Source organism: Halomonas sp. AOP13-D3-9, from assembly GCF_052379125.1.
GTDB lineage: Bacteria > Pseudomonadota > Gammaproteobacteria > Pseudomonadales > Halomonadaceae > Vreelandella.
In genome coordinates, this window is the sequence record NZ_JBQSYH010000009.1 from 189,233 (window position 1) to 214,488 (window position 25,256).

The window sequence follows — 25,256 nt, forward strand, 5'->3', positions numbered from 1 at the left end:
CCCTTCTTACTGCTCGCGTGGATCAAGGGCATCGCGCAGCCCGTCACCCAGCAGGTTGAATCCAAGCACAACAAGAAAGATCGCAATACCAGGCCAGAGTGCCATCCATGGCGCTTGACTGAGGAAATTCTTGGCGGTATTGAGCATTGCCCCCCACGAAGGCGAAGGCGGCTGCTGGCCGAGGCCGAGGAAAGACAGTGAAGCTTCAGCTATGATCGCCGTGGCAATGGTCAACGTCGCCTGCACCAAGATCGGTGGCAGCACGTTCGGCAGGATGTAGCGTCTCAGTATCTTGGACGTTGGAAGACCAATGGCACGAGCACTGTCGACGTAATCCTCGGCCACGATCATCAATACCTGGCCTCGCGTCAGCCGAATGAACAGTGGCGTTGCAGCGATGCCGATGGCAATCATCGCATTGGTCAGCGAAGGCCCAAGAAAGGCCGCCAGTGCGATGGCTAGGATTAGGAATGGCGCAGCAAGCAACGCCTCGGTGCAGCGCGAAATCGTTGCATCGGTCCAGCCGCGGAAATATCCCGCAGCAATACCCAAAGGCACACCAAGCGCCACGGCAATCAGAACCGATATCACGCCAGCCAGAAGAGAGGCACGCGCACCCCAAATCATCCGTGACAACACGTCCCGCCCAATCTCATCAGTGCCCATGAGATGTGCGGCGGAGGGCGCTTCGCGTACCGCGCCCCAATCCGTCGCGGTAGGATCAGCCACCGGCAAAATGGGTGCTAGCAACGCGACGACGATAAAGAAAACTACCAGGAAACCGCCAAGCATAGCACTGCGATGGACACGGAATTTTTTCCAAACTCGGTTCTCAGGTTTGCGGTCAAGAATTGGATCATTGGCGCTCTCGGGGTCGAGCGTGGCCGGTGTTGTAACTTGAGACATCACTGTTTCCTCAAACGCGGGTTCAGCAAGACATAAGCGACATCGGCTAAGAGGTTCATAAAGATGAAGCCAACGGCGGTCACCAGAATGATTCCCTGCACCACGGCGTAGTCGCGAGAGAACACGGCATCAACGACCAATTTACCGAAACCTGGAATGGTAAATATTTGTTCGGTCAGCACGGCGCCTGCGATCAGTTCTCCGAACAGCAGCGCAGCCAGTGTCACGATCGGCGTCAGAGCGTTGCGAAAGGCATGGAGCAAGATTACCCGCCGCTCTTTCAACCCCTTTGCACGGGCAGTACGCACATAATCGGATGTCAATACGGTCAGCATAGCCGAGCGGGTATGGCGCATCAGCGCAGCTGCTAGGGCGGTGCCAAGAACAAAAGCTGGCATGACCATCACTTGCAGCGATCGAATGGGATCCTCGCTGAAGGGTACATACCCACTTGCCGGTAAAAGCCCCCATTTAACCGAGACTAGTAAGATCAGCATGATTCCCAACCAAAAATTGGGTATCGACAGCCCCGAAAGAGCCACAAAGTTGGCTAGGTAGTCAGTAAACGTGCCCTTGTAAATAGCAGAGACGATACCGGCCGGGATGCCGATGACAAGGGCAAAAATCATCGCCATTGTCGCCAACTGGATAGTCACCGGCAGCTTTTCGCCGATCAGTGTGATCACCGGCTGATTGGTGCGCAGCGATATACCAAGATCGCCAGTCAGAGCATTGTCTAACCACTTTAAATATTGCACCGGCAGGGGGTCGTTGAAACCGTATTTCTCGCGCAGAAAGTTGAGCGTCTCAGGGTCGCGATCCTCGCCCGCCATGGCCAAAACTGGATCACCTGGCAAAAGATGCTGAAGGGTAAAGACGAAGATTGAGATTAGGAGGATTGTGGGGATCGCGATTAGAACACGGCGCAGGATGAAGGACAGCATCTCGGCTCCAGATATGAGGGCCGCACGCCCTATCGGCGTGCGGCAGAGGTTTCTAAATTAGTCCCCAGACATTGACACACCTTCAAGGCGTATCATCCCGTCAGGATAGGGAGTGAAACCCTCAACCGAGGAAGCGTAAGCCCACAGCCAAACCTCATGGTAAAGATATACCAATGGCAGATCCTCATTCAGGATGTCTCCCGCTGCGTGATAACTTTCTTTACGAGTTTCTACATCGGTGGAGCGGCGGGCTTCGTTCAGCAACCGATCCACATCGGCGTTTGAATAGCCGGAATCGTTGATACCCCCATCGGTGGTGACGAACTGGTGCAAGTTGCCGTCAGGATCGACTCGACCTGACCAGCCGATGCGGCTTGCCTGGTAGTCACCCGCCGTTTGGTCTGATAGAAGCGTCGCGAACTCTTTAGACACAAGGTTGAGTGTTATACCAGCATCGCTGACCATGGATTGTATAACCTGCCCTACCTGCAATCCGACCGGATTGTTGGCAACCTGCATATCAACGGTGATGCCATCACCATAACCCGCTTCTTCAAGAAGCGCGCGAGCCTGTTCGACGTCCCGCTCCGGCACCGGATGTTCTTCGTCATACCAGGGGCTATCTGTAGGAAACGGCTGATTTCCGGGCTCGAATGCGCCGTTAAACACCACTTGGTTCAACGCCTGTCGGTCGATGGCTAGGCTGAATGCCTGCCGCACTAGCGGGCTTTCACCTAGCGGGTTGTTGGATTGTGAGCCATTATCAACGTTGATGGTGACAGCCTGATAGCCAATCCCCGTGGCACGCGCCACTTCAATGTTGGCATCTTCCTCTACGGCCGTCAGATCAGGCGCCGCCAAACGCTCGATCATGTCGAGATCGCCCGATTGCAGGTTCGCCAGCCGCACAGTGGTATCCGGGATTGGCAGATAGATGACACTCTCGAAATTGATCTCGTCGGCGTTCCAGTACTGATCGAACTTGTTCAGTACTATCCGATCCTGCTGTACCCGCTCTCCAAAGGCGAATGGACCCGAACAGACAGGATTAGCCCCAAAATCGGCCCCGGCCTCATCAAAGGCGGCGGGGGACATCATCATTCCCGAGCGATCAGCGAACTGCGCCAAGACCGTAGCGTCCGGCTGTGAGAGTGTGAAGCGCACGGTGTAATCGTCAATCGCCTCTGCCTCTTCTATCGAGGCCAGTTCGGACTTACGGCGAGATTCATCAAGGGTCTGAGAACGGTTGATATTAGCCACCACCGCCTCAGCGTCGAATGCTGTGCCGTCATGAAAGGTCACATCATCACGTAGGCTCATGGTTAGCTCGGTGCCATCCTCGCTCCACGTCCAGTCGGTCGCAAGCTGCGGGATGATGTCCAGCTCGGGCGTTATATCCACTAACTTGTCACAGAGCGCAGTGTAGACAATGCGGCCGACAAAGGTACGAGACTGATCGGGATCAAGCACATCGGGATCTTCCTGCAAACCAATCCTTAGTTCCTGAGCTTGAGCCCCGAGCGCCGTCGCTCCCAGCAATGCGGTGGCAAGTGTCATATATCGAAATTTCATATGTCATTTCCTTGTTGTGGCAGTAGCTGATGGTCGTGTTCATTCGTCTTTTCGGCTTGGTACACATCGTCAATCACGGCCCGAAAGAGCATTTTCAGGAGAGGGGGTACATGGGACGAACTTCTTCCCACTGCTTGCTTCAGCATAAAGGGCAAAGCGCATTTCGGACGCTGATGAGCGCGGCGCCTCGGGGACCATCAGAGTGTCATTGGTCGATGCGGCAATCTCTTCGAAGAAGTGGCAAGCGGCACGCTGTCCCGTTGTTGTGTCAACCTGGCGTAACTCTGGAACGTCTTGGCGGCAGGTGTCGCGAACGAAGGGGCAGCGAGTATGGAACCGGCAACCTGCTGGCGGATCGATCGGACTTGGAATATCGCCGGTCAGAGGGATCTGATGGCGGGTGCGCCCGTATTCGGCCACCGGAATCGCTGACAGCAAAGCCATCGTGTAGGGATGACGCGGCGCTTCAAAAATCTTATCGCATGGGCCCTCTTCCACAATACGCCCCAGATACATAACCGCTACACGATCGCTCATGTGCCGGATCACTGCCAGGTCGTGTGCGATCACCACCAGCGTTAGACCCAACTCGTCACGCAGATCCGAAAGCAGATTGATAATCTGAGCCTGCACACTGACATCAAGCGCCGAAACCGGTTCGTCGCCGACAATCAGCTTCGGACCTGATGCGAGCGCGCGGGCGATACCGATCCGCTGGCGTTGACCACCGGAAAATTCATGCGGGTATCGGTCGGCATGTTCGGGCCGCAGACCAACTTTGCATAGCAAATCTGAAACTTGTGTGCGGCGTTCTTTTGCCGACACGGCAGGGAAATGTGTCTCGATCGGCTCAGCCACAAGCTTTCCCACTGTCATGCGCGGGTTTAGCGAAGAGAACGGATCTTGAAAGATGAACTGCATGTCGCGGTGCAGTCTTTTCAGCTCCGACCCAGTCAGCTTGTCGATCTGCCGCCCATCGAAAAGCATTTCTCCCTTCGTCGGCTCAATCAATCGGGTCAGCATCCTCGCTAAGGTGGATTTCCCACAGCCCGATTCCCCAACAATGGCATAGGTTTCACCTGGCGCTACAGCTAACGAGACATCATCTACTGCATACACTTTATCGGGTCGGCGAAAAAGCGAGCCCCCGACATCGAAATGACAGACCAAATGATGCGCTTCAAGAATGGGTTTTGTCATGCGGACCTCTCTAACATCCGTTCCAGCGGCGCGAAATGGCAGGCAGCGAAGTGGCCTTCTCCAAAGTTGCGCTCAGGCGGAGGCTCCGCGCAGATTGGTTGGGCGAACGGGCAACGGGTGGAGAACCGACAGCCCGCGGGCATTGTCTCAGCCGTCGGCACCGACCCGGGCACTGTGGTTAGCCGTGATCGTGGGCCTGTCAGCCGTGGAATAGAGGACATCAACCCAATCGTATAGGGATGCTGCGGATTGTTGAAAATCCGCTCTGCCGGTCCAGATTCGACGATAGTGCCGGCATACATGACCGCTACGTTCGTCGCGACCTGAGCCACAACGCCAAGATCATGAGTGATCATGATCGTCCCCATCTGTGCGTCGCGCTGCAAATCGAGAATCAGATCAAGGATCTGAGCTTGGATGGTCACATCAAGCGCCGTGGTCGGCTCGTCAGCTATCAATAGTGCCGGATCGTTGGCTAGCGCCATGGCAATCATTACCCGTTGGCGCATCCCACCCGACAACTGATGCGGATATTCATCAAGCCGCGCTTCGGGGGCAGGAATGCCGACCTTATGCAACATCTCCAGAGCCCGATCTCGGGCTTGGGCCTTCGATACGTCGTTATGGGCTAGCACGGCCTCGACGATCTGGTAGCCAATACGAAAAGCAGGATTCAGCGACGTCATCGGTTCCTGAAAGATCATTGCCATCGACCTCCCCCGCAGCTGCCGTAGGGCTTCGCGGTTCGAAAGATCTAGCGGAGCTCCACAAAAGCGAACATCCACATCACTCAATTCAGCGATATTCGATGGCAAAAGCCCCATCAAGGCCAGAGAACTAACGCTCTTACCGCAACCGGACTCGCCGACGATACAAAGCGTCTCGCCTGCGCGCACCGTGTAATGAATCGATTTCAACAGATCACTTTGTTGGCCACGAAAACGCATGCTGAGGGATCGCACCTCAAGCAAAGGTATCTCTGACGTCTTAGCTTTATCGGAATTTTCTTGATCAGTCATAAAAGCAACCAATACTACTGTTCCTTAATTTGAAGCCGGTCTGGGAAGCACTGAGAATCCCTACCAGATGACCAAAGTTTAGGCTGCATGGACAATGCCGGGTTAGATATCACCGTTCGACCTTAAGTCGTATTGCTCGGCATTGTGTCGCGTCGACCAGACTCTATGCTTGAGCTAGCTTGAAGGATCAACGCGATCTTGTTCAGAATCGCCACGACTGGCAGAGCGTGTACCGGCCTTGCCAGAAAAGAAAGCCCTCTCATTGATCGACCCCAACTCCCTCAAGGCGGATACGCCCGTCTGGCCAGGGATTAAATCCTGTTACCTCGTCGCGCATTGCCCAGAGCCAGGTAGGATGATAGAGATAGATTAGCGGTGCCTCCTCGACCAGGATGTCGCGTGCCTGATCGTAATACTCCTTCCGCTCGGCCGTATCGACGGACTCGCGGGCCGCGTTCAAAAGCTCGTCAACCTCGGGGTTGGAATAATGGGCATCATTGATCCCGCCGCCGGTGGTAACAAACTGATGCAGGTTTGCGCTGGGATCAACATAGCCTGACCAGCCGACTTGGCTTGCGGTAAAATTGCCGGCAGTTTGGTCAGAAAGCATGGTCGCGAACTCCTTAGTGGTAATCTTTATCTCAATGCCAACCTCAGATGCCATTGCCTGCACGACCTGCATCAACTGCATCGGCTCACTGGTATTGGGTACCTGTATCTCTAATGGCAAACCGTCGGGATATCCCGCCTCAGCTAAAAGCGCACGGGCGCGCTCCAAATCGCGAGGTGGAACGGGGTGGTCCGCATCAAACCAGGGCGACTCTGGCGCATAGGGCTGGTTAGCAGGGGTGAACGCCCCCTCGAATACCACTTGATTAAGCACAGCGCGGTCGATCGCATGACTCAGCGCCTGCCGCAGAAGCGGCTCGTTTCCCCATGGCGTATCCCCACGAGAGCCGTTGTTAATGTTGAAAGTCAGACCCTGATATCCCAGCGACGTGACACTCTCAATCTCGATCCCTTCATTTTCCTGCGCTTGGTCAAGATCAGACGCCGCCAGCCTTTCAATCAGATCTAGATCGCCCGACTGCAGGTTAGCTAACCGGACTGTGGTATCGGGGATTGGTAGATACACCACCCGATCAAGATGAATCTCGTTGGCGTTCCAGTAATCATCGAACCGTTCGAGCACGATGCGATCCTGGGCTACTCGATCGACAAAACGGAACGGCCCCGAACATATCGGACTGTTGCCAAAATCTGCTCCGGTCGCACGAGCAGCCTCAGGTGATACCATCATGCCCGGTCGGTTAGCCATCTCGGCTAGCAGCGCCGCGTCAGGATGATCCATGTTTATGCGGATCTCATGGGGCCCAAGCACCTCAGTCCCTGTAACAGAAGCCAAATCCGATTTGCGCCTGCTCTCCTCTAGCGTCAACGAGCGATCAATATTGTAGGCGACTGCCTCTGCATCAAATGGTGTTCCATCATGAAAGGTTACGTCGTCGCGCAAGGTAAAGGTCAGCGATGTGCCATCTTCCGACCATGTCCAGGCCGTTGCCAACTGAGGAGTAAGCTCGAGGTCCGGCGTGATATCTACAAGCTTGTCGCATAACGCAGTAAAAACGATTTCGCCAACGAATGTGCGGGATTGATCTGGATCGAGCACGTCGCTATCCGATTGAAGACCGATACGGAGTTCTTGTGCGGTCGCACCGCTCGCCACTGCTGTGGCAAGCACCGAGACGGCGGCAAATCGAAGAAAAAGCATATACAGGCATCTCCATCTTAGGCTTCGTTGTCTATATCGTAGGAATCTAGCCAAATCTTTAAGAATACTGGCCTAGGCCCGAGGCATTAATCATAAGTAAGGAACAACCATGCCATTAATAAAAAATATTTTTAAAAACAATTAATTAAAATAAAGAATAGAGAAACAGCAATATCCTAAAAATACCGTCATGTTCGCTTTTCTCTGAAACGATGCAGATCAAGCTTTACACGCACCATAAGAGAGCATTCATCAACACACTTGAGCGTGCTAACCCAAGTAATAGCATTAAAGGCATATTGCTAACTTCCAAAAGGCTCAGACCGTTCCTAATCACTGACTCCCCAATTACCGATAGCCGGAAAAAACTTCCAGAAATCTAGAGCCTTGGCATAGCATTGGCACACCCTTTTGGCCGGGCCCTCCTTCGCACAGTTAGCAGGATCAGGTGTTAACTTGCTAAAGCACCGCTGGTTAGTGACATGTTTCAGGAATTATTTTGCGGGAATAGTAGTTAATACGTGCGTCGGGATCGTGCAGATGAGAGATGCGCTTTATCTTTCAGTATTAAAAGTAACTGGCATATCACACATACTGGATAAAATAGTGAAACGAGCAACTGCATGAAAATCTGTCTAAAGAACAGTTGCTAAACGAGCCTTCTAACGATCAAATGAAAAGGGTAATCGCGAGGAAATCAGCGTTGGTAGCTACCTTCCTCGCATCATCTTACGACCACGCTTGCTATATCTTTTCGAGGTGTGTCTTGTCGAGCATCATGTGTATGCCTTTACAGCCATTAACAGTCTGCGTCACCCTCAAATCGCCTGCGATGCTGCAAAGCATATAGGCGTCGGCCCGGCTCAAACCCGCTATTTGTTCAATAAGATCAAGCATATCGCGCAATGCCATCTCAACGCATTGATCCAAATCTGGATCCATACCCATAGTAATATAATGAGTCGGCGTTTCGGCGCGTGGATAGACGAGATTCATATCGTTGCGCGCAATCAGCTTGAAGGTGCCAGTAAGGGCAGTTTCGATCGCGGTAACGCAAACCTCACCATCTCCCTGCGCCGCATGGCCATCACCACAGTAGAACAGCCCGCCGTCATTGAAGATAGGCAAGTAAAGGGTTGTGCCAGCGACTAGCTCTTTGTTGTCAATATTACCTCCATGGACACGCGGCTGGATCGAGGAGATACGCCCCCAATGAGGCGGCGGTGCTACTCCCATAACGCCAAAGAAAGGGGCAAGTGCCAGATCTCGCCCCCAAGGCAACCTTGCCTTCATCGACGCACGGTCCAGCGGCAGCGTCACAATGCGGGCCTGTTCAACCTCGTAGGGAAGGGTTCCAGCAAGCGGTCGCATGGCGTTGTAACCCCAGTCCTGGCGCAGTGAGACCTCTTCGATCCGTATCTCAAGCACCGACCCAGGCACCAACCCCTCTACCGCCACGGGGCCCGTAAGAATATGCCCCGGCATGGGGCGATCACTGCGGGCATGGATGTCGAGAAGCTCAGGGGGGATATCAAACCCCTCGCCTGGCAGTGCCTCAGGGCCACCGGAGACGGTATCGATCGTAACGGTATCACCGCTTTTGATCGTGTGGACAGGTGCACGCTCGGCGTCGAAGTAGCCCCAGGCGCAGTTTTCAACAGAGGCGGAGATATGATGTTGCATCATGATCCTTTCTATTTTCGGGGCGTTCCACTTGTCAGAAAGTATGGCCTTTCATCAGTGAACGCGGTAAAGGGCTGAAATTCATTCAGTGCAGTTTGACCAAGCATATCACTGTTTATATGCCTTCTTGATTGACCTATAATCATCAAGTCTTGGTGGAGGCAAGATGTTAGTGCAATATATTCATTGGATTGATATAACGTCACCCATCAACTAAGTGAAAAATAGGTGTCTGCTGAATAGACCTATAGCCCCCTACTTGCAAGCACTAAAGCGGTCTCTTTATAATGGACACTTGCCTTTCAAATTTATACATCACAACGTTTATTTTTAGTTATCTACCTGGCCCCTTCCTCTCATGATCCACATTATTTCATGCTAATTGGATCTCATAACCGTAATCTCGTGGGAACGATGGATTAAATTCACGAGGATTTATGAGAGCTCTTACTGCAATTAGCGTAGTCTCATTAATATCGTATGCCAAGCAGTTGAAGTAACCCGATTATCTCCAGGTGCATCGAAGAGAACCGGGCAACCGTTTGACTATAAAGTTTGGTCTTTAACCGCTACCCCCTGGCCACCTGATAGGCGTGAGCAACCTTCAGCACGGTCGCTTCATCCCAGCGTCTGCCCACAAGCTGCATGCCCACCGGCAAGCCTTCTGAAAACTCGACCGGCACACTCATTGCCGGGTGACCGCTCACATCAAACGGGGCGGTGTTGTGCAGGTTGCCAAGCGCCCCGGCAATTGTGCTATCCAGGCGTTTGTCAGCCGGCTTGCTGACCGCTTTCATGGCGGTGGTGGGCATGATCAACAGGTCATATTCCTGCAGGGCCTTGTCATAATCGCGAGCTAACCGCCGACCGATATTCTGGGCCTTACCGTAGTAGTGGCGATTGTACTGTTCGGACATGTAATGCCCAGCGAGAACCGTCATCTTCACGGTGTCGCTAAAGTCGTGGCCGCGAGCGCGGCGAGCCCGCCCGTAAAAGTCCATCAGTTGCGTACTGTAATGCCCACGCCAGTTAGTACCGTAGCCATCGCCTCTGACCATCAGTTCGGTGGCACCCTCAAAGGCGATCGCGCTCCACAGCGCAAGCCCGTCGCTATGCATGGGCACCGATACCTCCGAGGCAAGCGCCCCTACTTTTTCCAACACGCTGACGGCCTCTCTCACCGCGGCGTCCACATCGGGTTCACTGACTCCAGCAATGCCAAACCCTTCACGCAGGATGCCAATGCGCAAACCAGAAAGGTCTTCGCTAAGCGATTCGGTGTATTTCGCCGTGCGTACATCGTACTGGCGCGGATCCAAGCCATCCGCGCCAGCCAGTACTTCCAGCATGCGGGCGCAATCTTCCGCGGTGCGCGCCATGGGGCCAACGTGATCGAGTGTCAGTTCAATGGGAAAAATACCCGTGTAAGGCACCAGGCCATGAGTGCCTTTAATGCCGTAACAGCCGCTCCAGGAGGCGGGCAACCGAATGGAGCCGCCCTGGTCGCCCCCCAGCGCCATATCCACTTCACCGTTGGTGACCACCACCGCGCTGCCATTGGAGGAAGCCCCGGCCAGCCGGCCATGATCATGCGGGTTAACCGGCTGAGGTTCGGGATAACCGGTACAGCCGCCACCGTCAAAACAGAACGCAGGTACGGCCGTCTTGCCGATGATATGCGCGCCAGCGTCGAGCAGCCGGGTGACCACGGTGGCGTCTTCCCGGGGCACAAAGCCTTCCATGACCGGCGAGCCATTCATCATGGGAATGCCGGCCAGGGCGATATTGTCCTTTAGCGCGACCGTTCGACCCGCGAGTGGCCCTTCGTCGGCACCGGGCACCGAACATCTCCACGCCCAGCCGTTGAGCGGGTTGTCGTCACCAACCGGGCGATAGCCCAATTCTGCCCGAGGATAGTTGACGGGTAGTGCTTCATCCGCCAGTTCATCCAGACGATCATAAATGGCCATTGAGCCCGCAACGGCGGACTGGAACTCGCCCAGTTCCTCAAAGGAAAGATCAAAGCCGTAATAATCGGAAATGGCCGCTAACGTATCGATGCCGGGTCGCTTCACACTCATGGTCAACTACTCCTGTACGCGAATGCTTGCCTGAAAAGGAATCCAGTAAGGGGGTGCGCTATCTCTTCAATAATTCAAGGTAGTGGTGTGGCAGGCGCATCACCACCAGGTCCTTGCGGCGCACTGCACTATTCGGGTAAGCCGATTCCAGGTTGCTCGTGTCGATGGCAAGCTGAACGCAGCCTGTGTCGCTGGTCAGCAGCACCTCATGGCGGGGAAAATGAAACGTATCCGGGCCGAATATACCGCTCAGCCCGGGCAATCCCGCCTCGGGCATGTGCACATTGGCAAAAGCGAAATAGCAGTTGTTCTCGCCACCGCGCACCCGGTAATGGTGCCAATGGTGATCGTCCGAGCCGGTGGGAATCGGTGACGGCTGACGAATGCAGGTACCGGGATGCGCACTATGAAATGGCCCAGGTAAGGCGGCTGGGCAAGCGATGACATCACACCCCCGCAGTGCCAGGATGCGCCCCGCCTCGGGAAAATCGGCATCGTGGCCAATCAGCATTCCTACGCGGCCCAGAGGCAAATCGCAGCTTACCCACCGCTCGCCTGGGGTCGCCCATTTACGATCAGCATCATTCAAGTGAATCTTGCGATACACCGCCATAACGCCCTGGGCGCCCACCACCGCGGTCGCATTATAGAGGTAGTCATCGGATGCCTCCGCAAAACCGACCACATAATACTGCTGACGCTCCGCCGCAAGCCTACGCAGCGAGTCGAAAACCGGGTGATCCAATGAAATAGGATTGATCGCGCCAGGGCTCAGCCCCGTCAGGGCCAGCTCGGGCAACACCACAAGCTCCACGTGCCCTGCCTGTTCGATCAGTGCCATACACTCAGCAAGGTTGTCATCGAGGTGGTTAGTTGGGGCAAATTGCGCAACCGCGATGGTGCTTGCTTTGCCCTTGGGTAGAGGCTGATGGCCATAAAGCCTGAAAAAGTCCAGCGGGTTCCAGGCGTAAGTTTGGTGGAGCAGCTCATGATAGAGCTCTGGTCGACGCTCAGCGGCCAGCGGCCCGGTAACGCGGTCGGTATCAATCTCGCCCAGCACAATCCCATCGCCGTCATCGCGGCTCGCCTGGAGACGGCCATCCGGATCAATCACGCAGCTACCGCCGCTGAATTGCACCCCACGTTCAAGCCCCCAGCGGTTACTCTCGATCAGGTAGCAGCCATTTTCCCTGGCACGACTGATCCAGTACGGTGCCGGTGCGCGCTCGGCGAGCCAGTTGCTCAGGTGGCAGATGACGTCGGCGCCCTGCAATGCCACCAGCCGAGCGGTTTCAAGAAAATGAATATCCATGCAGATGAGCAGCGCAATACGCCCAAGCGACGTCTCGAACACCTGATGGCCCGTATCCCCCGAGGCCGCCCACTTTGGCTCGGCAATGTAGGGATGACTTTTGCGGTGCTTGCCCAAATACCCGTCTGGGCCCACTAAAGCAGCGGTGTTGTAGTAAAGCCCGTTGGTGGGTTCCACTTCGGGAAGCCCGATAACGATATAGCAATCAAGCTTCGCCGCCAGGGCGGCGAAGGTATCGGTTGAAGGCCCGGGGACCGTTTCCACATAGGGCGCTACTTCCTGCCTGTCGTACCAGCAGTAACCAGTCAGCCCCATTTCCGGCGTGATGATCAGACGCGCCCCCGACGCAGCCGCCTCTTCCACTAATCGCTTCAGCGCCTCGACATTGCGCTCTTTGGCGAACATCTCAGGCTCAAACTGCACCGTGGCGGCAAGGTATTTCATGGTGACCTCCCCGCTCGCTAGCGTGCTTGCCCGACGATGGACTTCAGAATGGACGCGCCCAACGTATATTTTGGATCGACCATATTACCCAACCGCACACGCCCTGCCTGGGTAAGCAGCATGTAAGCCTCGATCTCATCGAAATCAAACTCTGCTGCCAGCCAGCGAACCAGCTCTCGGTAGGCGATGCGCGTGGCATCTTCCATGGGCCGCGCCGATCCAATGGTCATATAAAACTGCTCGTTTTCCAGGCGCGGCCACTTGAACGTCCAATCCTTAATCAAGTCGACCTGTACGGTGGTCACGGTAGGATGCTCGATCGCCACGCCGCACAATTCACCGTCGCCCTGTGCCGCGTGGCAGTCACCCAGATACAGGTAGGCGCCTTTCGTGTGCACCGGCAGATAGATCACCGCCCCCGGCGCCACATCGGGCAAGTCCATATTGCCGCCGTAATAATCGGGGACCAGCGAACTGATCGACTCGATCTCCGGCGATACCCCAATGGTGCCGATAAATGGCTGATACGGGAGGGTAATCTTGTCGGTCCACTTGACGCCGGTGACCGCGTCAACCTCCACCTTCTTTACCCGCTCTGGTAGCGGTGCGTTGAGTAGCGCGGTATCCCCGGTCGCGACCAGGCCACCAAATTCGGTAATCAGCGCCGTCGTACCACAGGGCTGCGGGCCACGGGGTTTCATGTCGCGGATATACACCGCCAGGCAGTCACCCTTCTCGGCCCCTTCTACGTAGATCGGCCCGTTTTGCGGATTAAGGTAAGGCAGATTAAGCAATTCGCTTGGCTTGTCGCTTTCCGAGCGCAGTTTGCCTTCGAAAGCATCATGGGTTTCCGCACTGACGATATCCCCCGGCTGAATATGCAGCACGGGCTTGGGGTTGGGCCCAAGCGTATAGTGATACTGACCTTGAACCGCCTCTGTCAGTTGGTGGGTAGTACCCGGCTTACCGCTGGCGACTGCGCGACGCGCCATGATGGAATGATCAAACCAATTCATTGTTCTACTCCTTTTAATGTACTGTTTAGGTACTTTTAGCTGCTTTCAGTCATCGCTCCAGGAACTGCAGACCGGAGCTTGCGTCATGGTGAAATGAACCTACGCTTCGCATGCCCACCTTGGGGTCACGCCCTACCCTCAAACCGCCAGAATGCGACGCATCGCGTCACGGTCACGGAGTTGTTCCCTAGCCAGCTCGTGGGTGATTTGCCCCTTGTCCATGACGTAGCAGCGCTGCGCCATGGTCATGATCATGTCCAGGTTCTGCTCGACGAGCAGAATCGTGACGCCCAGCTCACGGTTGAGCTTGAGAATGTTGCGCGAAATGTCCTTGACGATATTCGGCTGGATACCTTCCGAGGGTTCATCGAGCAGCATCAGCTTCGGCTTGCCCACCATGGCCCGGCCGATCGCCAGCTGTTGCTGCTGTCCACCACTGAAGGTGCCCGCCCGCTGATTGGCCCGCTCGCGTAGGATAGGAAAGAACTCGTAGACCCGCTCATAGTCGACGCCCTCTCCTGGCTGCTGGAGCATCTCGCCAACCTTGAGGTTTTCCCAGACGGTCATGCGAGAGAAGACCTCGCGCCCCTGCGGGATATAGCCAATACCCAAGCGCGCACGCTGGTGGGATTCGAGCGCACTGATATCCTCACCATCGAAGCGGATAATGCCCTGTCGATGCCTGAGAAGACCGATCAGCGTCTTCATCAAGGTCGTCTTGCCGACGCCATTCCGGCCGATGACGGCCACCACTTCGCCCCGGCCAACACTCAAGCTGACCTCTTGCAGAACAGAGGTTGTCCCGTAGCCAGAAGTGACGCCCTCCACGCTCAGCAGATCTGTATTATTCGTCGTCATCGGCTGTCCCCAGGTAAATACGTGCGACCTCTTCGTTAGCCTCGATATCGTTGATCGTGCCTTCCGCAAAGATCTCTCCGAAGTTCAGTACGGTGACCTTGTGGGCAATCTGGCGCACGAATTCCATATCGTGCTCAACCGCCAAAATGGACATTCCCTGGCGATTGAGCGCTTGGATCATTTCGCCCGTGCGAGCTGTTTCTTCCGGCGTCATACCCGCCGTCGGCTCATCGAGCAGCAGCAACCGCGGTTCTGTACTTACCGCCATGCCGATCTCAAGCCACTGCTGCTCGCCGTGGGAGAGCTCACCCGCAAGTTCTGCCGCCTTGTCGGTGAGCCTTACAAAGGCAAGGGCTTTGTCGATCGCCGCTGTCATCGAATCGCCATGCAGATGGTTCTGAACCGCGATCTGCATGTTTTGCCAAACGGACAGCTCAGCGAAGATTCCTGGCACCTGGAACTTGACGGCAATGCCCTGTTTCACCCGCTCAAAGGAACGAAGCTTGGTGATTTCCTTCTCTGAGAAGTAAATTTTCCCGGCGCTGGGTTGATGCTCACCAAGCACAAGCTTGAAAAACGTGCTCTTCCCCGCACCATTGGGGCCAATCAAGCAGCGGATTTCACCGGTCTCCATCGAGAAGTTCACATCCTGGGCGACTTTCACGCCGTCGAAATGTTTATATAAATTTTCGGTTCGCAGTAGGGTCACGACATGCCCTCCTTACGCTTACTACGAAGGCGACCAAAGAGCCTAACCAGCCCCGTGATCAGACCTTCCGGCAAATAGACCACGACGACGACCAGCAGCAAGCCCATGATGACGAAGGCGTAGTAGCTGCCGTAAATGGTCAGATTCTGGAAGATGCCAAGGACCACTAAGGTGCCTACCAGCGTCGCAGTGAGGTCTTTACGCCCACCCACTGCCACCCAGATAATGGGTAACGCGGCAGCCGCTAAATTCATGTTGGAGGGACTGATGTACTGTCCCCAGGCGGTATACAGAACGCCGGATAGCCCCGCCAGCCCGCTGCCAATCACAAAGGCAATCAACTGATAGCGACGTATGTCGTAACCCAGCATTTCAGCGCGATGCGGATTCTCACGAATCGCCACCAGCACGTTGCCGAATCGCGAATTGACCAGCACGCGCAACCCCAGGTAGCAAAGCACCAGCAGGGCCAGAAGGAGGTAATAAAGCGGCACGCCCGAATACAGCGCGATACCGCCCCCTGGCCAAGGAATGGTCAACGGCGGCATACCGGTCATGCCATTGTCGCCACCCAGGCGCGCATCGCCGATCGCCCACTGTGAGCCAGCGGTCTGTGCCATAAAGGTGGCAAATACCAGCGTGGTCGACAGCGTGACAATACCCAGGAAGACACCGCTGATTCGTCCGTAAAACAGAATGTAACCGAGTATCGCCGCCCCCAGACACGACACCCCAACCCCCAGCAACACACCGACGAGGGTCATACCATAAGCCGCGCCCAAGTTGATCGTGACGGCGCCATAGGTATACCCGGCAAGCCCGAAGAAAGCTGTCTGACCAAAGCTAAGCGCGCCCGTGTAGCCCCAGATCAACGACAGCCCAAGGGCCATAAACACCCAGCAAAAGAAGTAGGCCGTATTACCCACGCTCCAGGCATCCGCAAAGGCGGGGTAAACAATGGCAGCCCCAATAGCCAAGGCAAAGCCGACCCAAAACAGGGGGCCGCGACCCAGTGTTTGCGGACCGTTAATGAGCCGCATCCAGTTGGGCACTAGAGACGACGACCGCGTCGTCATCGATCCTTCTCGCTGTAACATACCCATTTATGAACGCCCCTTGAGTAACCAGCCAGACAGGCCTTGTGGGAGAATACGAATAACCACCATGACGGTTATTAATAGCCCCACCTGGCCTATTAGCTGCCCTTGCCAACCAGTCAGAAAAGCCTTGATAACCGCGAGCGTGGCCGCCGCAGGTGCGGTACCCAGGAACACATCCGCCCCACCGACAACAACCGTCACGAAGCTCTCGACCAGGAAATTGGCCCCCAGCGTCGGCACGATGGAAATTGTGGGGGCATAAAGCGCGCCGGCTAGACCGGCCAGGGCCGCCCCGAGGCCAAAGGTGAGGGAGTACATGCGCCCGGTATCGATACCCGCCGCTTTCGCCATGTGCGGCGCTTGAATGGTGGCACGCGAGTGGATACCGAACGTCGTATGGTGAAACAGCACATACAGGCCAACGAGAAGCAGCACGGCGACCCCAAGCAGCACCATTCGGTAGGTAGAATAGGTGTAGTCGCCCACCGAAAAGCTGCCCAGCGGCGTACTGATGCCCGACATGCTTGAGCCAAGCAGGATTAGCGTGCCCTGGGTAAGAATCAGGCTGATCCCCCAGGTAGCCACAATAGAGTCCAGCGGCCGGTGATAGAGGCGATGGATGATCGTGCGCTCTAGTACAATGCCAAGTATCCCGGCGGCCAGACTGCCACACAGCATCGCGATGGGCAGTGGCACCCCCAGGCGTGCCGTTACCACCGTGACGTAGGCGCCGCACATGATGAATTCACCATGAGCCAGGTTGATGATGCCCATCATTCCGAAGATCACCGCAAGCCCCATGGCGGATAGCACCAGAAAAGCAAACGCATCCCCAAACTGATAGAACGCTGTGAACGCTAAATGTAGGTATTCCATATCCAGCTCCTGGGCAGGAAACGCCCGCGAGGTTTCCTGCTTAATGCAAACTCACAAGCCAGGCAGGGTGACGTTCGCCACCCTGCCGGGACGATGCGTGATATTTACTCGTTGGGAGGGCTAGAGGGGGTGTACTGGGCACTCGGGTCGTTCTGGGTCAGGTCGCAACCATTGTCACCCAGCCAGTACGGCTCGATATTTTCCCAGGTTTCAGGGAAGGAGATCTCGTGGTTCTCATCCACTTTCGCTAGGAAGATATTGTGAGACATATGCTGGCTTTGCGGATCAAGACACACCGTTCCAGAAGGGCCATCAAAGCAGACATCACCCTCGGCGATGACGGCGCGAAGGTCTTCCTTGTCGGTCGAACCGTCGGCACGCTCAACCATCTGCTTATAAAGGTACATAGCAATGTAAGAGTTCGCGGCTTCCTGATTCACATAGGGCGTATCAGGGAAGCGCTCATAGAACTTCTCAACAAACGCGTTAGCCTCAGGAGTATCCACTTCTTCGATAAAGTTCGTAGTAACAAACATGTTTGCAAGGCTTGGGGGCGCGAAGCGCTTATGCTCGTAGCCCTGTCCGACATTTACTGACGATGCCATGGGCAGCCCCAGATTTGCCGATGCCGCTTGCTCGTAGTAAGACGCCTGGTTGGAACCGACAAGTAGGGTTACTACAAAGTCTGGATCCTCACCCTGAATATCCTGAATTGTCTGTGAAAATTGTGAAACACTCAGTGGAATGAACGCCTCGCCTACAATTTCCCCGCCTTCCTCTTCCACAATCTGTCTAACCCACTCCGCCGAGATCTGACCAAAGTTATAGTCCGCGGCGATCGTATAGACATTAGGGCCATACTCCTCCATCATCCAGGGAATCAGCGTCGAGAACTGCTGTTCAGGGACTGCACCAGTGACAATCATGTTGGCGTCACATACGCCGCCTTCATACTGATTGTTATAAAACGCCAACCCATCAAACTGGTTAACAATCGGTCGATATGCTTCCCGTGATGAAGAAGCAAACCCCGCGAAGACGGTATCCACTTGATCACGCTGGAGAACCCGCCGCATTAACTCTTGATAACGACGATCATCAGACTGAGTGTCATAAACGACGAGTTCCACCTCGCGACCCGCAATACCACCCGCCGCATTTATTTCCTCAGCCGCTAACTCAATGGCACTCACCTTAACCTGGGTCACCGCGGCAAAGTTGCCCGACTGATCCTCAAGTACACCGATCTGGATGGGATCATCCGCTGACGCCTGTGCCACGAAAGCGCCCGCTAACAACGTCGTCAGGGTTGACGTCTTCTGTATTGTTGAGTATTTCATTTGTATACCTCTAATGTAGTTTTACTTTTTCTTTCCTCGCCGTCCTACAGCACAACAGCTCCCTAATCGCCTCTTCATAAAGAGAGAAACGACCTTTTGCTCTTGAATCCTGACTGACACATTCCACTTCGATTGATCTCAATGAGTCCGCTACAAATAACGGTTCAACCGGTTTTCCCGGAGACGATGGACTGTGTCGACATCCTCCTTGAGAGCCGCCACCGCGACCTCACCCGAAACGATCATGGCCGAGCAATCCTCAAGAGATAGGCGTCGGTTCATGCTCGCCGAACGCAACAGGGCAAAGGCGTCATTGACCGACACCCCCATCTCCTCGATGAGCTTGATCGCCGCTGTACAGACGACTTGGCGGGCACGAACCTGCTGTTCCAGACGCTGGAGCTTCTGTTCCGTCTCGTAAGACGCGTTAAACGTTTGGTAAGCGATAATAAGGCTCGCCAGAATCCCAGCCTTGCGTAATGGCTTGGTGAGATAGCCGCACACCCGGCGTTCGATGAACCAATTGACCGAGCTCGGCGCATCCGAACCAATCAATGCAATCGCTGGCCCCTGGACGCTGTCGATCATTCGCGTAATGGCACCAAACTGGCGGCCCAGTTCATCGTCGAAGAACACCAAGTCAAACGGCTTATCAGCCCCCGCCTCATCGTGCCCTTCATGAACGACTGGGGTGACGCCCAGCTCCACAAGAAACTGAGTCAGTACCGCTCGATCCTTTTCGGCGGCACACACAATCAATGCCCGATGGCCCCTGAAATTACGTCGTGTGGTAGCGGTCATCGCACGATCCTCAAGCCAATGGTGTTTTGGTCAATGGGCGTTTCCGGCTGAGCTGCGCCTGATCCACATGCTTCCGCCCAGACGAGATAGGGATCCGGGCGAACGGGTGCCATGGCTTCTGAAATCACCTCGAACGTCGCGTCTTCGCGGGAAATTCCCAGCCGGACGGTTAAGTAACTGTGATTACTCTCAGGATCGACATGCACCCTTCCCTGGGGCGCCTGGAACGACACTCCATGCAATGCGTTTTTAACCCGGTCGATATCAACAGAATCCGCGCTAGCCAGGGCAAGGGCGAGTAGGTGAACGGTGTTGTAGGAAGCTTCGGCGTCGGCACTGGGCAAGGCATCATGGCCGAAGCGCTGGCGATAACTGGCGACGAACTGCGCGTTAGCCGCCGTCTCAATAGTAGAGAAGTAAACGCTCGATGCGAGGTGCCCACCGCACGCCTGCGGACCAATCTGGGCGAGTTCCGGCTCGCAAAGCGTGCAGCTACCCACCACCGTTTTTTGCAGGGCGGCGTTCTCATCGCGCGCCTTGGCAAACGCGCGGTAGAAAGCATAGCTGGACTCACCGATCAGCATGTTCATGATAAACGCGGGCCGCTTTTCGTGAATCTCCTCAATAATGCGGGCCACATCCAGGTCCCCGACCTGTAGATAACGCTCGGCGATCATCTTTCCGCCATGCGCCTTGGTCAGCTCTCTGATGATGCGGCCGTTTTCCCAGGCCCAGACATAGTTAGAGCCCACGAAGTAGACATCGCGTGTGATATGGGAAAGCACATGATCCATCAGCGGCAGAACATGCTGATTCTGAACAGCGCCGGTATAGATAACGTTATTATTGGTCTCAAAACCTTCGTAGTGAGACGGGTACCACAACAAGCCATCGTATTTTTCGAAAATTGGGATGACTTCTTTGCGGCTGGAAGACGTATAGCAACCAATCACATGCTTCACGCCCTCATGGCGCAGCAAACTCCGCACGTGGGTGCTGTAGGCAGCGGTGTCACCGGCGGGCTCGCATTCGATGGGTACAAGCTCAAAAGGGAATCGTTTGTCCTGGTTGACCTCCTCCAGCGCCAGCATCGCCCCGTCACGCATTGAGCGGCCAACGGTGGCGTAAGGGCCTTGGGTAGAGAAGAGGATACCAACCGGAATACGACTGTTCATGGATTGCCCTTCCTTTTTCTTACGCGCATAAAAAAGGGCTCTCGACGCTACCTTATGGCAGCGAGGGGAGCCCTATTGCTCTTTGAACGTTCGGCATGAACCGACGCACAAAATTGTCTATGTAAAACCTAGATTGTGACCCTGTTTCGACTTTGTCAATATAGCACTGGTGTTTTTGGTCGAAAAAGGCAGCTAAATGACACTACTAACTAAAAAGCAATAAGCGTGCCAATCAAACAGCCCCCCTTGTCAAAGGTGCTTCCTCGCACTTTGCTGTCGGAAAAGAGCTTCTTTGTGGCTCATCGGGCGGTTTTATGCGCTAAAAAGGTGCATTACAGTTCCACTGTTTAAAACTCAAAGAATTCTTCTTTGAAAACCAAGCAGCCACCCTGTAACTGAATCAAAATCGCACCATTGAAGTGGCTATCGGTGTGGAAACAGTTTTCGGAAAAATTATTAAGCGGCTGCCCGATCAGCTTGCCGCCACTCTACCTCCTGACAGACAGCTTACATGTTTTGCGATCTCACACTTAGAGAGGGGAAAGGTCTATGGAGGAGCCGAGCCTGGCAGTTTCTGATCATTTTTCACTCAGAGAGAGTTTTTGCTGTTCGGAAAATCACCTCAATCCCCTTCGCCAGCTTGTCGTAGTCAGTCCATTCCTCAGGCGCATGAGAGATGCCATTGCGGCTCGGGACAAAGACCAACCCCGTCTGCGTTATTTTCGACAAGATCATAGCGTCATGCCCTGCACCGCTGGTCATCCAGCGCCATTTTATTCCACCCGCATCGGCATCTTGAGCGAACTGGTTTCGAATCACTTCCGCCATTGGTGTAGACGGGATGGTTATCTTCTCATCAATCTCGAATGTAAGACCGCTATCCAGAAGTTGCTTCAACTCTGCGCAAAGCTTGTTTTTAATCTCGGTAACGCTTTGCGCCTGCGGCGACCGGATATCAACGCTAAAAGAGACACTGCTCGGAATGACATTCGCACCACCCGGTTGAGCCACTATACGCCCGACAGTACCGACAGCTAGCTTATCCACCTCTGTAACAATATCGGGAATCCGAGCGATAACTGTTGCTGCCCCGACCAGCGCATCTTTTCGGGCGTTCATTGGTGTTGTTCCCGCATGGCCTGCCGCACCGGCTACGGTCACTTCGATCTGTGAAAGCGACACAACTTCCGTTACGAGGCCGATGTCTTCCTGGTTTTGTTCTAGGATCGGCCCCTGCTCAATGTGCAGTTCCAGAAAGGCATAGAGGGCGTTTGCGGAAAGCGCAACTTCGCCAGACCTTGAAGGATCCAGTCCAAAGTCCAACATTGCCTGTGCAACGGATATGCCATTTTGATCCTTCAGCTCATGCAGATCCTGCTGCGTGACCTGGCCTGTCAGGAGTCGTGAACCCAACAATCCGCTGCCGAAACGGCCGCCCTCCTCTTCGATCATCGCAATAATTTCAACAGATCTTTTAGGCTTCAGACCAAGTTCTTGAAAAACGAAAGCAGTCTCAAGCCCGGCAATAATTCCAGCTGGGCCATCAAAGTTACCCCCATTGGGAACAGAGTCGAAATGTGATCCCACTAACACAAGCGGGAGATCAGGGTTTTTACCTTCAATCCGCCCAAAAAGATTTCCGACCGCATCCTCACGCACCTGAAGTCCCGCCTCTTTCATTTTCGCCTGCAGATAATCTCGGACACCGCGGTGCTCTGTGCTGTAGGTAAGGCGGGTAGTTCCCTTGCCAGGCGTCGAGGTGAACTGAGCTACATGTTCGATCATATCCTGGATTCGGCATTCTTTAACGTGCTGCTGTGTCATTAGATTAATCCTACAAAAATACCTGCTATCACCACGGAAACCATAGTCACCGTTACAAATCCAGCGACCAACATTGAAGGCAACATATGCGCGGAAAGAGCGGCGCGCTCTTTCTCATCGTTGGTAAGCGTGTTCACTACCTCATTAGTAATAACGTAGTCAGCAGGAAACCCGTATAGCGCTGTTAGTGAGCAGGCAAAAGCCATCGCCGGTGTCATTCCAAAAATTTTGCCCGCGACAAAGGAAAAAATGTACATACCAACGATGCCGATAATGATCGCGCCAAACATCGGTCCAGCAAGATCGAGCAACATTTCAGGTGTAGCCCTATTAAGGCCGCCAAAAATGAACAGCATTAGGATCATGATGATGAAGCCGAACGAGTTCGCCGACTGCAATGGCTGACGTTCGAGGAAACCAATAGAGGACGCGAGCACCCCACCGATCAAGCAAAGCACAAAAGGACTAATGTCGAAAACGGGTTGAATCAGTTGAGCCGCGCCCCAGGCCAAAAAGGCGACCACCCCTAGCCGAAAAAGCTTGAAATAAGTCGTATTGTAGGCGGGTGGCAGCTTGCGAAAAAGGCGCGGTAGGCAATTCTCGTCTGGTTTTGAAGCCGTTGCGGTAGCATCAGAAACTGTCCATTGGCCTGAACGGTAAAGATCAAGAACGCGTCGCCCTTCTCGTTGTAGCATCATTGATGTCAGCGGATAACCGATGGAGCCCTGCATGACGTATATCAGTATCGCAAGCACCGCAAGACTTTCGAGGCCAGCCTCTGCAGCTGCCTCTGACATAATCAAGGACGATACAATGCCGCCAGTCAGAGGAGGGGTTGCTACAATTACTGTTTGATAATCAAGGAAAAGTCGACCCACTGTGAATAGAATAGCGGCAATGCCAGCGATCCCGGAGAGTGCGATGACGACCGTACGCCATTGTCGTTTCAGTTCGTCAATCGACAGCAAAGTGCCCATATTCGTGATTAGCAGATATATAGCGAGATAAACCACAGGCGTAGGAATGCCCGCGACCTCAACTATATTTTCGGGAAAAAATGTCCAGTAGCCGATCAAAAATAAGACCGCACATACGAAAACTGAAGGAAGCTTTGATTTGGTACGCAAAGCGACCGCATCGCCGATGTAAAGAATGAACACAAGTATTGCGAAGGCTGCTAGTTGTGGCATATGAAACCCTCTTTTCGGTTTGAACGCAGCCCGTTGAGTAACCGTTAAGCTTGTAATTCGCTGCGCGCTAAACCTCAATATAGATCCACATGGATCTATATTGCAACAGGATGGTGATTTGAGTACCGCAGAAGGAAGGATCAAAAAATGACTGATAAGGTGTTTTCAATGCTCGATGAGACCTTCTCCTCAGACTTGTGCTATCTGATGGCTGTTAGCCACATCGTGCTGGCCAATAATCAAGTGACGAGCCGCTTCATCGAAAAAAACTATGATATGCCAGTAAATGCGTGGTCAACGCTTTATGCGGTTACCTATTTTCCTGGGATTCTTGCAAAGGATGTACAGATTCTCTTCCCACGACCACAGAACTCGATCAGCCGTGCAATCAAACTTCTTGAGAACCGTTGTTTGATCAAACGCGAGGTAGATAATAATGACACGCGTGCGAAGCAGCTCTTTCCTACTATCGAAGGCGCCGCTTTGCTTTCAGAGATCGAACATAAGGTAGTTCAACGTCAACAAGAGGTGTTCGGCGCACTGACAGACCTAGAACGTAAAACGTTTTTGAGTCTTTGCCGAAAAATCATCGATAGTGGCGCACTCAGTAGTTCACCAGCTCTCGGTGTGTTTTAGTGCTAGCTGCGTTAGGACGGGACTACTGAGAGGAGAAGCTGGGTGATGAGTTATATCACGTCACCTTTCCTTTCGTGTGGCAAAACGGTGGCATCACTGCCCAAGCTATTCGCCCCCTATCGTTCGATCTTGATGATACAAAGAGCATAATCGATAAGGGTGATCTCTGGATCATGCAGATGAATCGCTTAGCAAAACACGGTGGCATGCCACAAGACACGGTTTTCATATGCAAAGAGCCAACAGGCAGCAACGCAGTCCAGCAGAAAGCCTACCGAGAGATCACCGCCGAATTAAGAAGCAGCCATCAAATACGTGTAATTCCTCACGAGACACCACACATCCAAATGCGTGGTTTGCTGGCCCATACGCAGCTCCACTAAGCGAGAAAGCTGATTCTTACCAAAACCGCCCTTCAAGGCGGTTTTTTATGCCTTTCTATAAAACATAGGAATGCCTATCTACCCGCAACATAAGTTTGCCTATAAAGAATTAATTATTAGACAAGAAGGATCTGACTGCTAACTACTTTTTGTTGCCAGTAATTCCTTCGGTTACTTTTCGCAGGCCCTTTTCAACAAGATGCTCATCATCATTTTCACCGTCCACCTCATGCGAGGGTGTTGAGCCGTGTTCGTATATCTCAGCCCCACAATTGCCACATGTGGGGATATCTTCCAGAGAATCTTTAACATCAGGGTTGTATTCCTTACCGCACTGTTCGCACTTATCGAAATGCTGCATGGCATATCTCCTTTTGCCGTACCCAATCCTATTGAACTGCGAACAGAGGAATAGG

Annotated in this window: 21 protein-coding genes; 1 reads left to right on the top strand and 20 read right to left on the bottom strand. The window is 54.0% G+C overall.

The features are described from left to right. Positions 1-6: 6 nt before the first annotated feature. The 19 genes from ACT3UM_RS12070 to ACT3UM_RS12160 form a co-directional block, all read right to left on the bottom strand. A complete protein-coding gene (locus ACT3UM_RS12070) occupies positions 7-906 on the bottom strand; it encodes an ABC transporter permease (RefSeq protein WP_498899062.1) in 900 nt (299 codons plus the stop codon). Then, complete coding sequence (locus ACT3UM_RS12075; RefSeq protein WP_498899064.1) at positions 906-1,850, bottom strand: ABC transporter permease; 945 nt, start codon at positions 1,848-1,850, stop codon at positions 906-908. The genes ACT3UM_RS12070 and ACT3UM_RS12075 overlap by 1 nt, the downstream gene beginning before the upstream one ends. 57 nt (positions 1,851-1,907) lie before the next feature. Continuing rightward, entirely contained in the window at positions 1,908-3,422 is a 1,515-nt protein-coding gene (locus tag ACT3UM_RS12080; RefSeq protein WP_498899066.1) for an ABC transporter substrate-binding protein, read from the bottom strand. Between the two features lie 69 nt (positions 3,423-3,491). Beyond that, positions 3,492-4,622 carry an ABC transporter ATP-binding protein gene (locus ACT3UM_RS12085; RefSeq protein ID WP_498899068.1) on the bottom strand — a complete coding sequence of 377 codons (1,131 nt, stop codon included), beginning with the start codon at positions 4,620-4,622 and terminating at the stop codon, positions 3,492-3,494. Further along, the gene (locus ACT3UM_RS12090; RefSeq protein WP_498899070.1) at positions 4,619-5,569 is read right to left on the bottom strand and encodes an ABC transporter ATP-binding protein; all 951 of its coding nucleotides are present in this window, start codon (positions 5,567-5,569) and stop codon (positions 4,619-4,621) included. Before ACT3UM_RS12090 ends, ACT3UM_RS12085 begins: the two co-directional genes overlap by 4 nt. Before the next feature lie 331 nt (positions 5,570-5,900). Further along, positions 5,901-7,412 (bottom strand): ABC transporter substrate-binding protein, encoded by a 1,512-nt coding sequence (locus tag ACT3UM_RS12095; protein ID WP_498899072.1) that lies wholly within the window; start codon positions 7,410-7,412, stop codon positions 5,901-5,903. A gap of 744 nt (positions 7,413-8,156) precedes the next feature. Beyond that, entirely contained in the window at positions 8,157-9,098 is a 942-nt protein-coding gene (locus ACT3UM_RS12100; protein ID WP_498899074.1) for an acetamidase/formamidase family protein, read from the bottom strand. Between the two features lie 566 nt (positions 9,099-9,664). Beyond that, positions 9,665-11,176: an amidase gene (locus ACT3UM_RS12105; RefSeq protein WP_498899076.1), complete on the bottom strand. Its 1,512-nt coding sequence runs from the start codon at positions 11,174-11,176 to the stop codon at positions 9,665-9,667. Positions 11,177-11,234: 58 nt separating this feature from the next. Beyond that, a complete protein-coding gene (locus ACT3UM_RS12110; protein ID WP_498899078.1) occupies positions 11,235-12,932 on the bottom strand; it encodes a nitrilase-related carbon-nitrogen hydrolase in 1,698 nt (565 codons plus the stop codon). Between the two features lie 17 nt (positions 12,933-12,949). After that, positions 12,950-13,948, bottom strand: coding sequence for an acetamidase/formamidase family protein (locus tag ACT3UM_RS12115; RefSeq protein WP_498899080.1), 999 nt, complete (start codon positions 13,946-13,948; stop codon positions 12,950-12,952). 138 nt (positions 13,949-14,086) lie between these two features. Continuing rightward, positions 14,087-14,806, bottom strand: a complete 720-nt coding sequence (urtE, locus tag ACT3UM_RS12120; RefSeq protein WP_498899082.1) for an urea ABC transporter ATP-binding subunit UrtE — start codon at positions 14,804-14,806, stop codon at positions 14,087-14,089. After that, a complete protein-coding gene (locus ACT3UM_RS12125; RefSeq protein WP_498899084.1) occupies positions 14,793-15,515 on the bottom strand; it encodes an ATP-binding cassette domain-containing protein in 723 nt (240 codons plus the stop codon). Before ACT3UM_RS12125 ends, urtE begins: the two co-directional genes overlap by 14 nt. Continuing rightward, positions 15,512-16,591, bottom strand: coding sequence for an ABC transporter permease subunit (locus ACT3UM_RS12130; RefSeq protein ID WP_498899086.1), 1,080 nt, complete (start codon positions 16,589-16,591; stop codon positions 15,512-15,514). Before ACT3UM_RS12130 ends, ACT3UM_RS12125 begins: the two co-directional genes overlap by 4 nt. 27 nt (positions 16,592-16,618) lie before the next feature. Beyond that, on the bottom strand, positions 16,619-17,491 hold the full coding sequence (locus ACT3UM_RS12135) for an ABC transporter permease subunit (protein WP_498899088.1): 873 nt from the start codon (positions 17,489-17,491) through the stop codon (positions 16,619-16,621). A gap of 104 nt (positions 17,492-17,595) precedes the next feature. Next, complete coding sequence (locus ACT3UM_RS12140) at positions 17,596-18,831, bottom strand: urea ABC transporter substrate-binding protein (protein WP_498899090.1); 1,236 nt, start codon at positions 18,829-18,831, stop codon at positions 17,596-17,598. Positions 18,832-18,981: 150 nt separating this feature from the next. Continuing rightward, positions 18,982-19,632 (bottom strand): ANTAR domain-containing response regulator, encoded by a 651-nt coding sequence (locus tag ACT3UM_RS12145; RefSeq protein ID WP_498899092.1) that lies wholly within the window; start codon positions 19,630-19,632, stop codon positions 18,982-18,984. Next, positions 19,629-20,807: a transporter substrate-binding domain-containing protein gene (locus ACT3UM_RS12150; protein WP_498899094.1), complete on the bottom strand. Its 1,179-nt coding sequence runs from the start codon at positions 20,805-20,807 to the stop codon at positions 19,629-19,631. The genes ACT3UM_RS12145 and ACT3UM_RS12150 overlap by 4 nt, the downstream gene beginning before the upstream one ends. A gap of 585 nt (positions 20,808-21,392) precedes the next feature. Beyond that, a complete protein-coding gene (locus ACT3UM_RS12155) occupies positions 21,393-22,631 on the bottom strand; it encodes a Zn-dependent hydrolase (RefSeq protein ID WP_498899096.1) in 1,239 nt (412 codons plus the stop codon). Continuing rightward, a complete protein-coding gene (locus tag ACT3UM_RS12160) occupies positions 22,631-23,821 on the bottom strand; it encodes a hypothetical protein (protein ID WP_498899097.1) in 1,191 nt (396 codons plus the stop codon). Before ACT3UM_RS12160 ends, ACT3UM_RS12155 begins: the two co-directional genes overlap by 1 nt. A gap of 147 nt (positions 23,822-23,968) precedes the next feature. On the opposite strand from ACT3UM_RS12160, the gene ACT3UM_RS12165 reads away from it, so the two are divergent. Beyond that, positions 23,969-24,457 carry a MarR family winged helix-turn-helix transcriptional regulator gene (locus ACT3UM_RS12165; protein ID WP_498899099.1) on the top strand — a complete coding sequence of 163 codons (489 nt, stop codon included), beginning with the start codon at positions 23,969-23,971 and terminating at the stop codon, positions 24,455-24,457. A gap of 525 nt (positions 24,458-24,982) precedes the next feature. Here ACT3UM_RS12165 and ACT3UM_RS12170 read toward each other — a convergent pair. Continuing rightward, positions 24,983-25,256, bottom strand: a 274-nt coding sequence (locus ACT3UM_RS12170; protein WP_498899101.1) for a hypothetical protein, incomplete at its 5' end; no start/stop codon positions are given.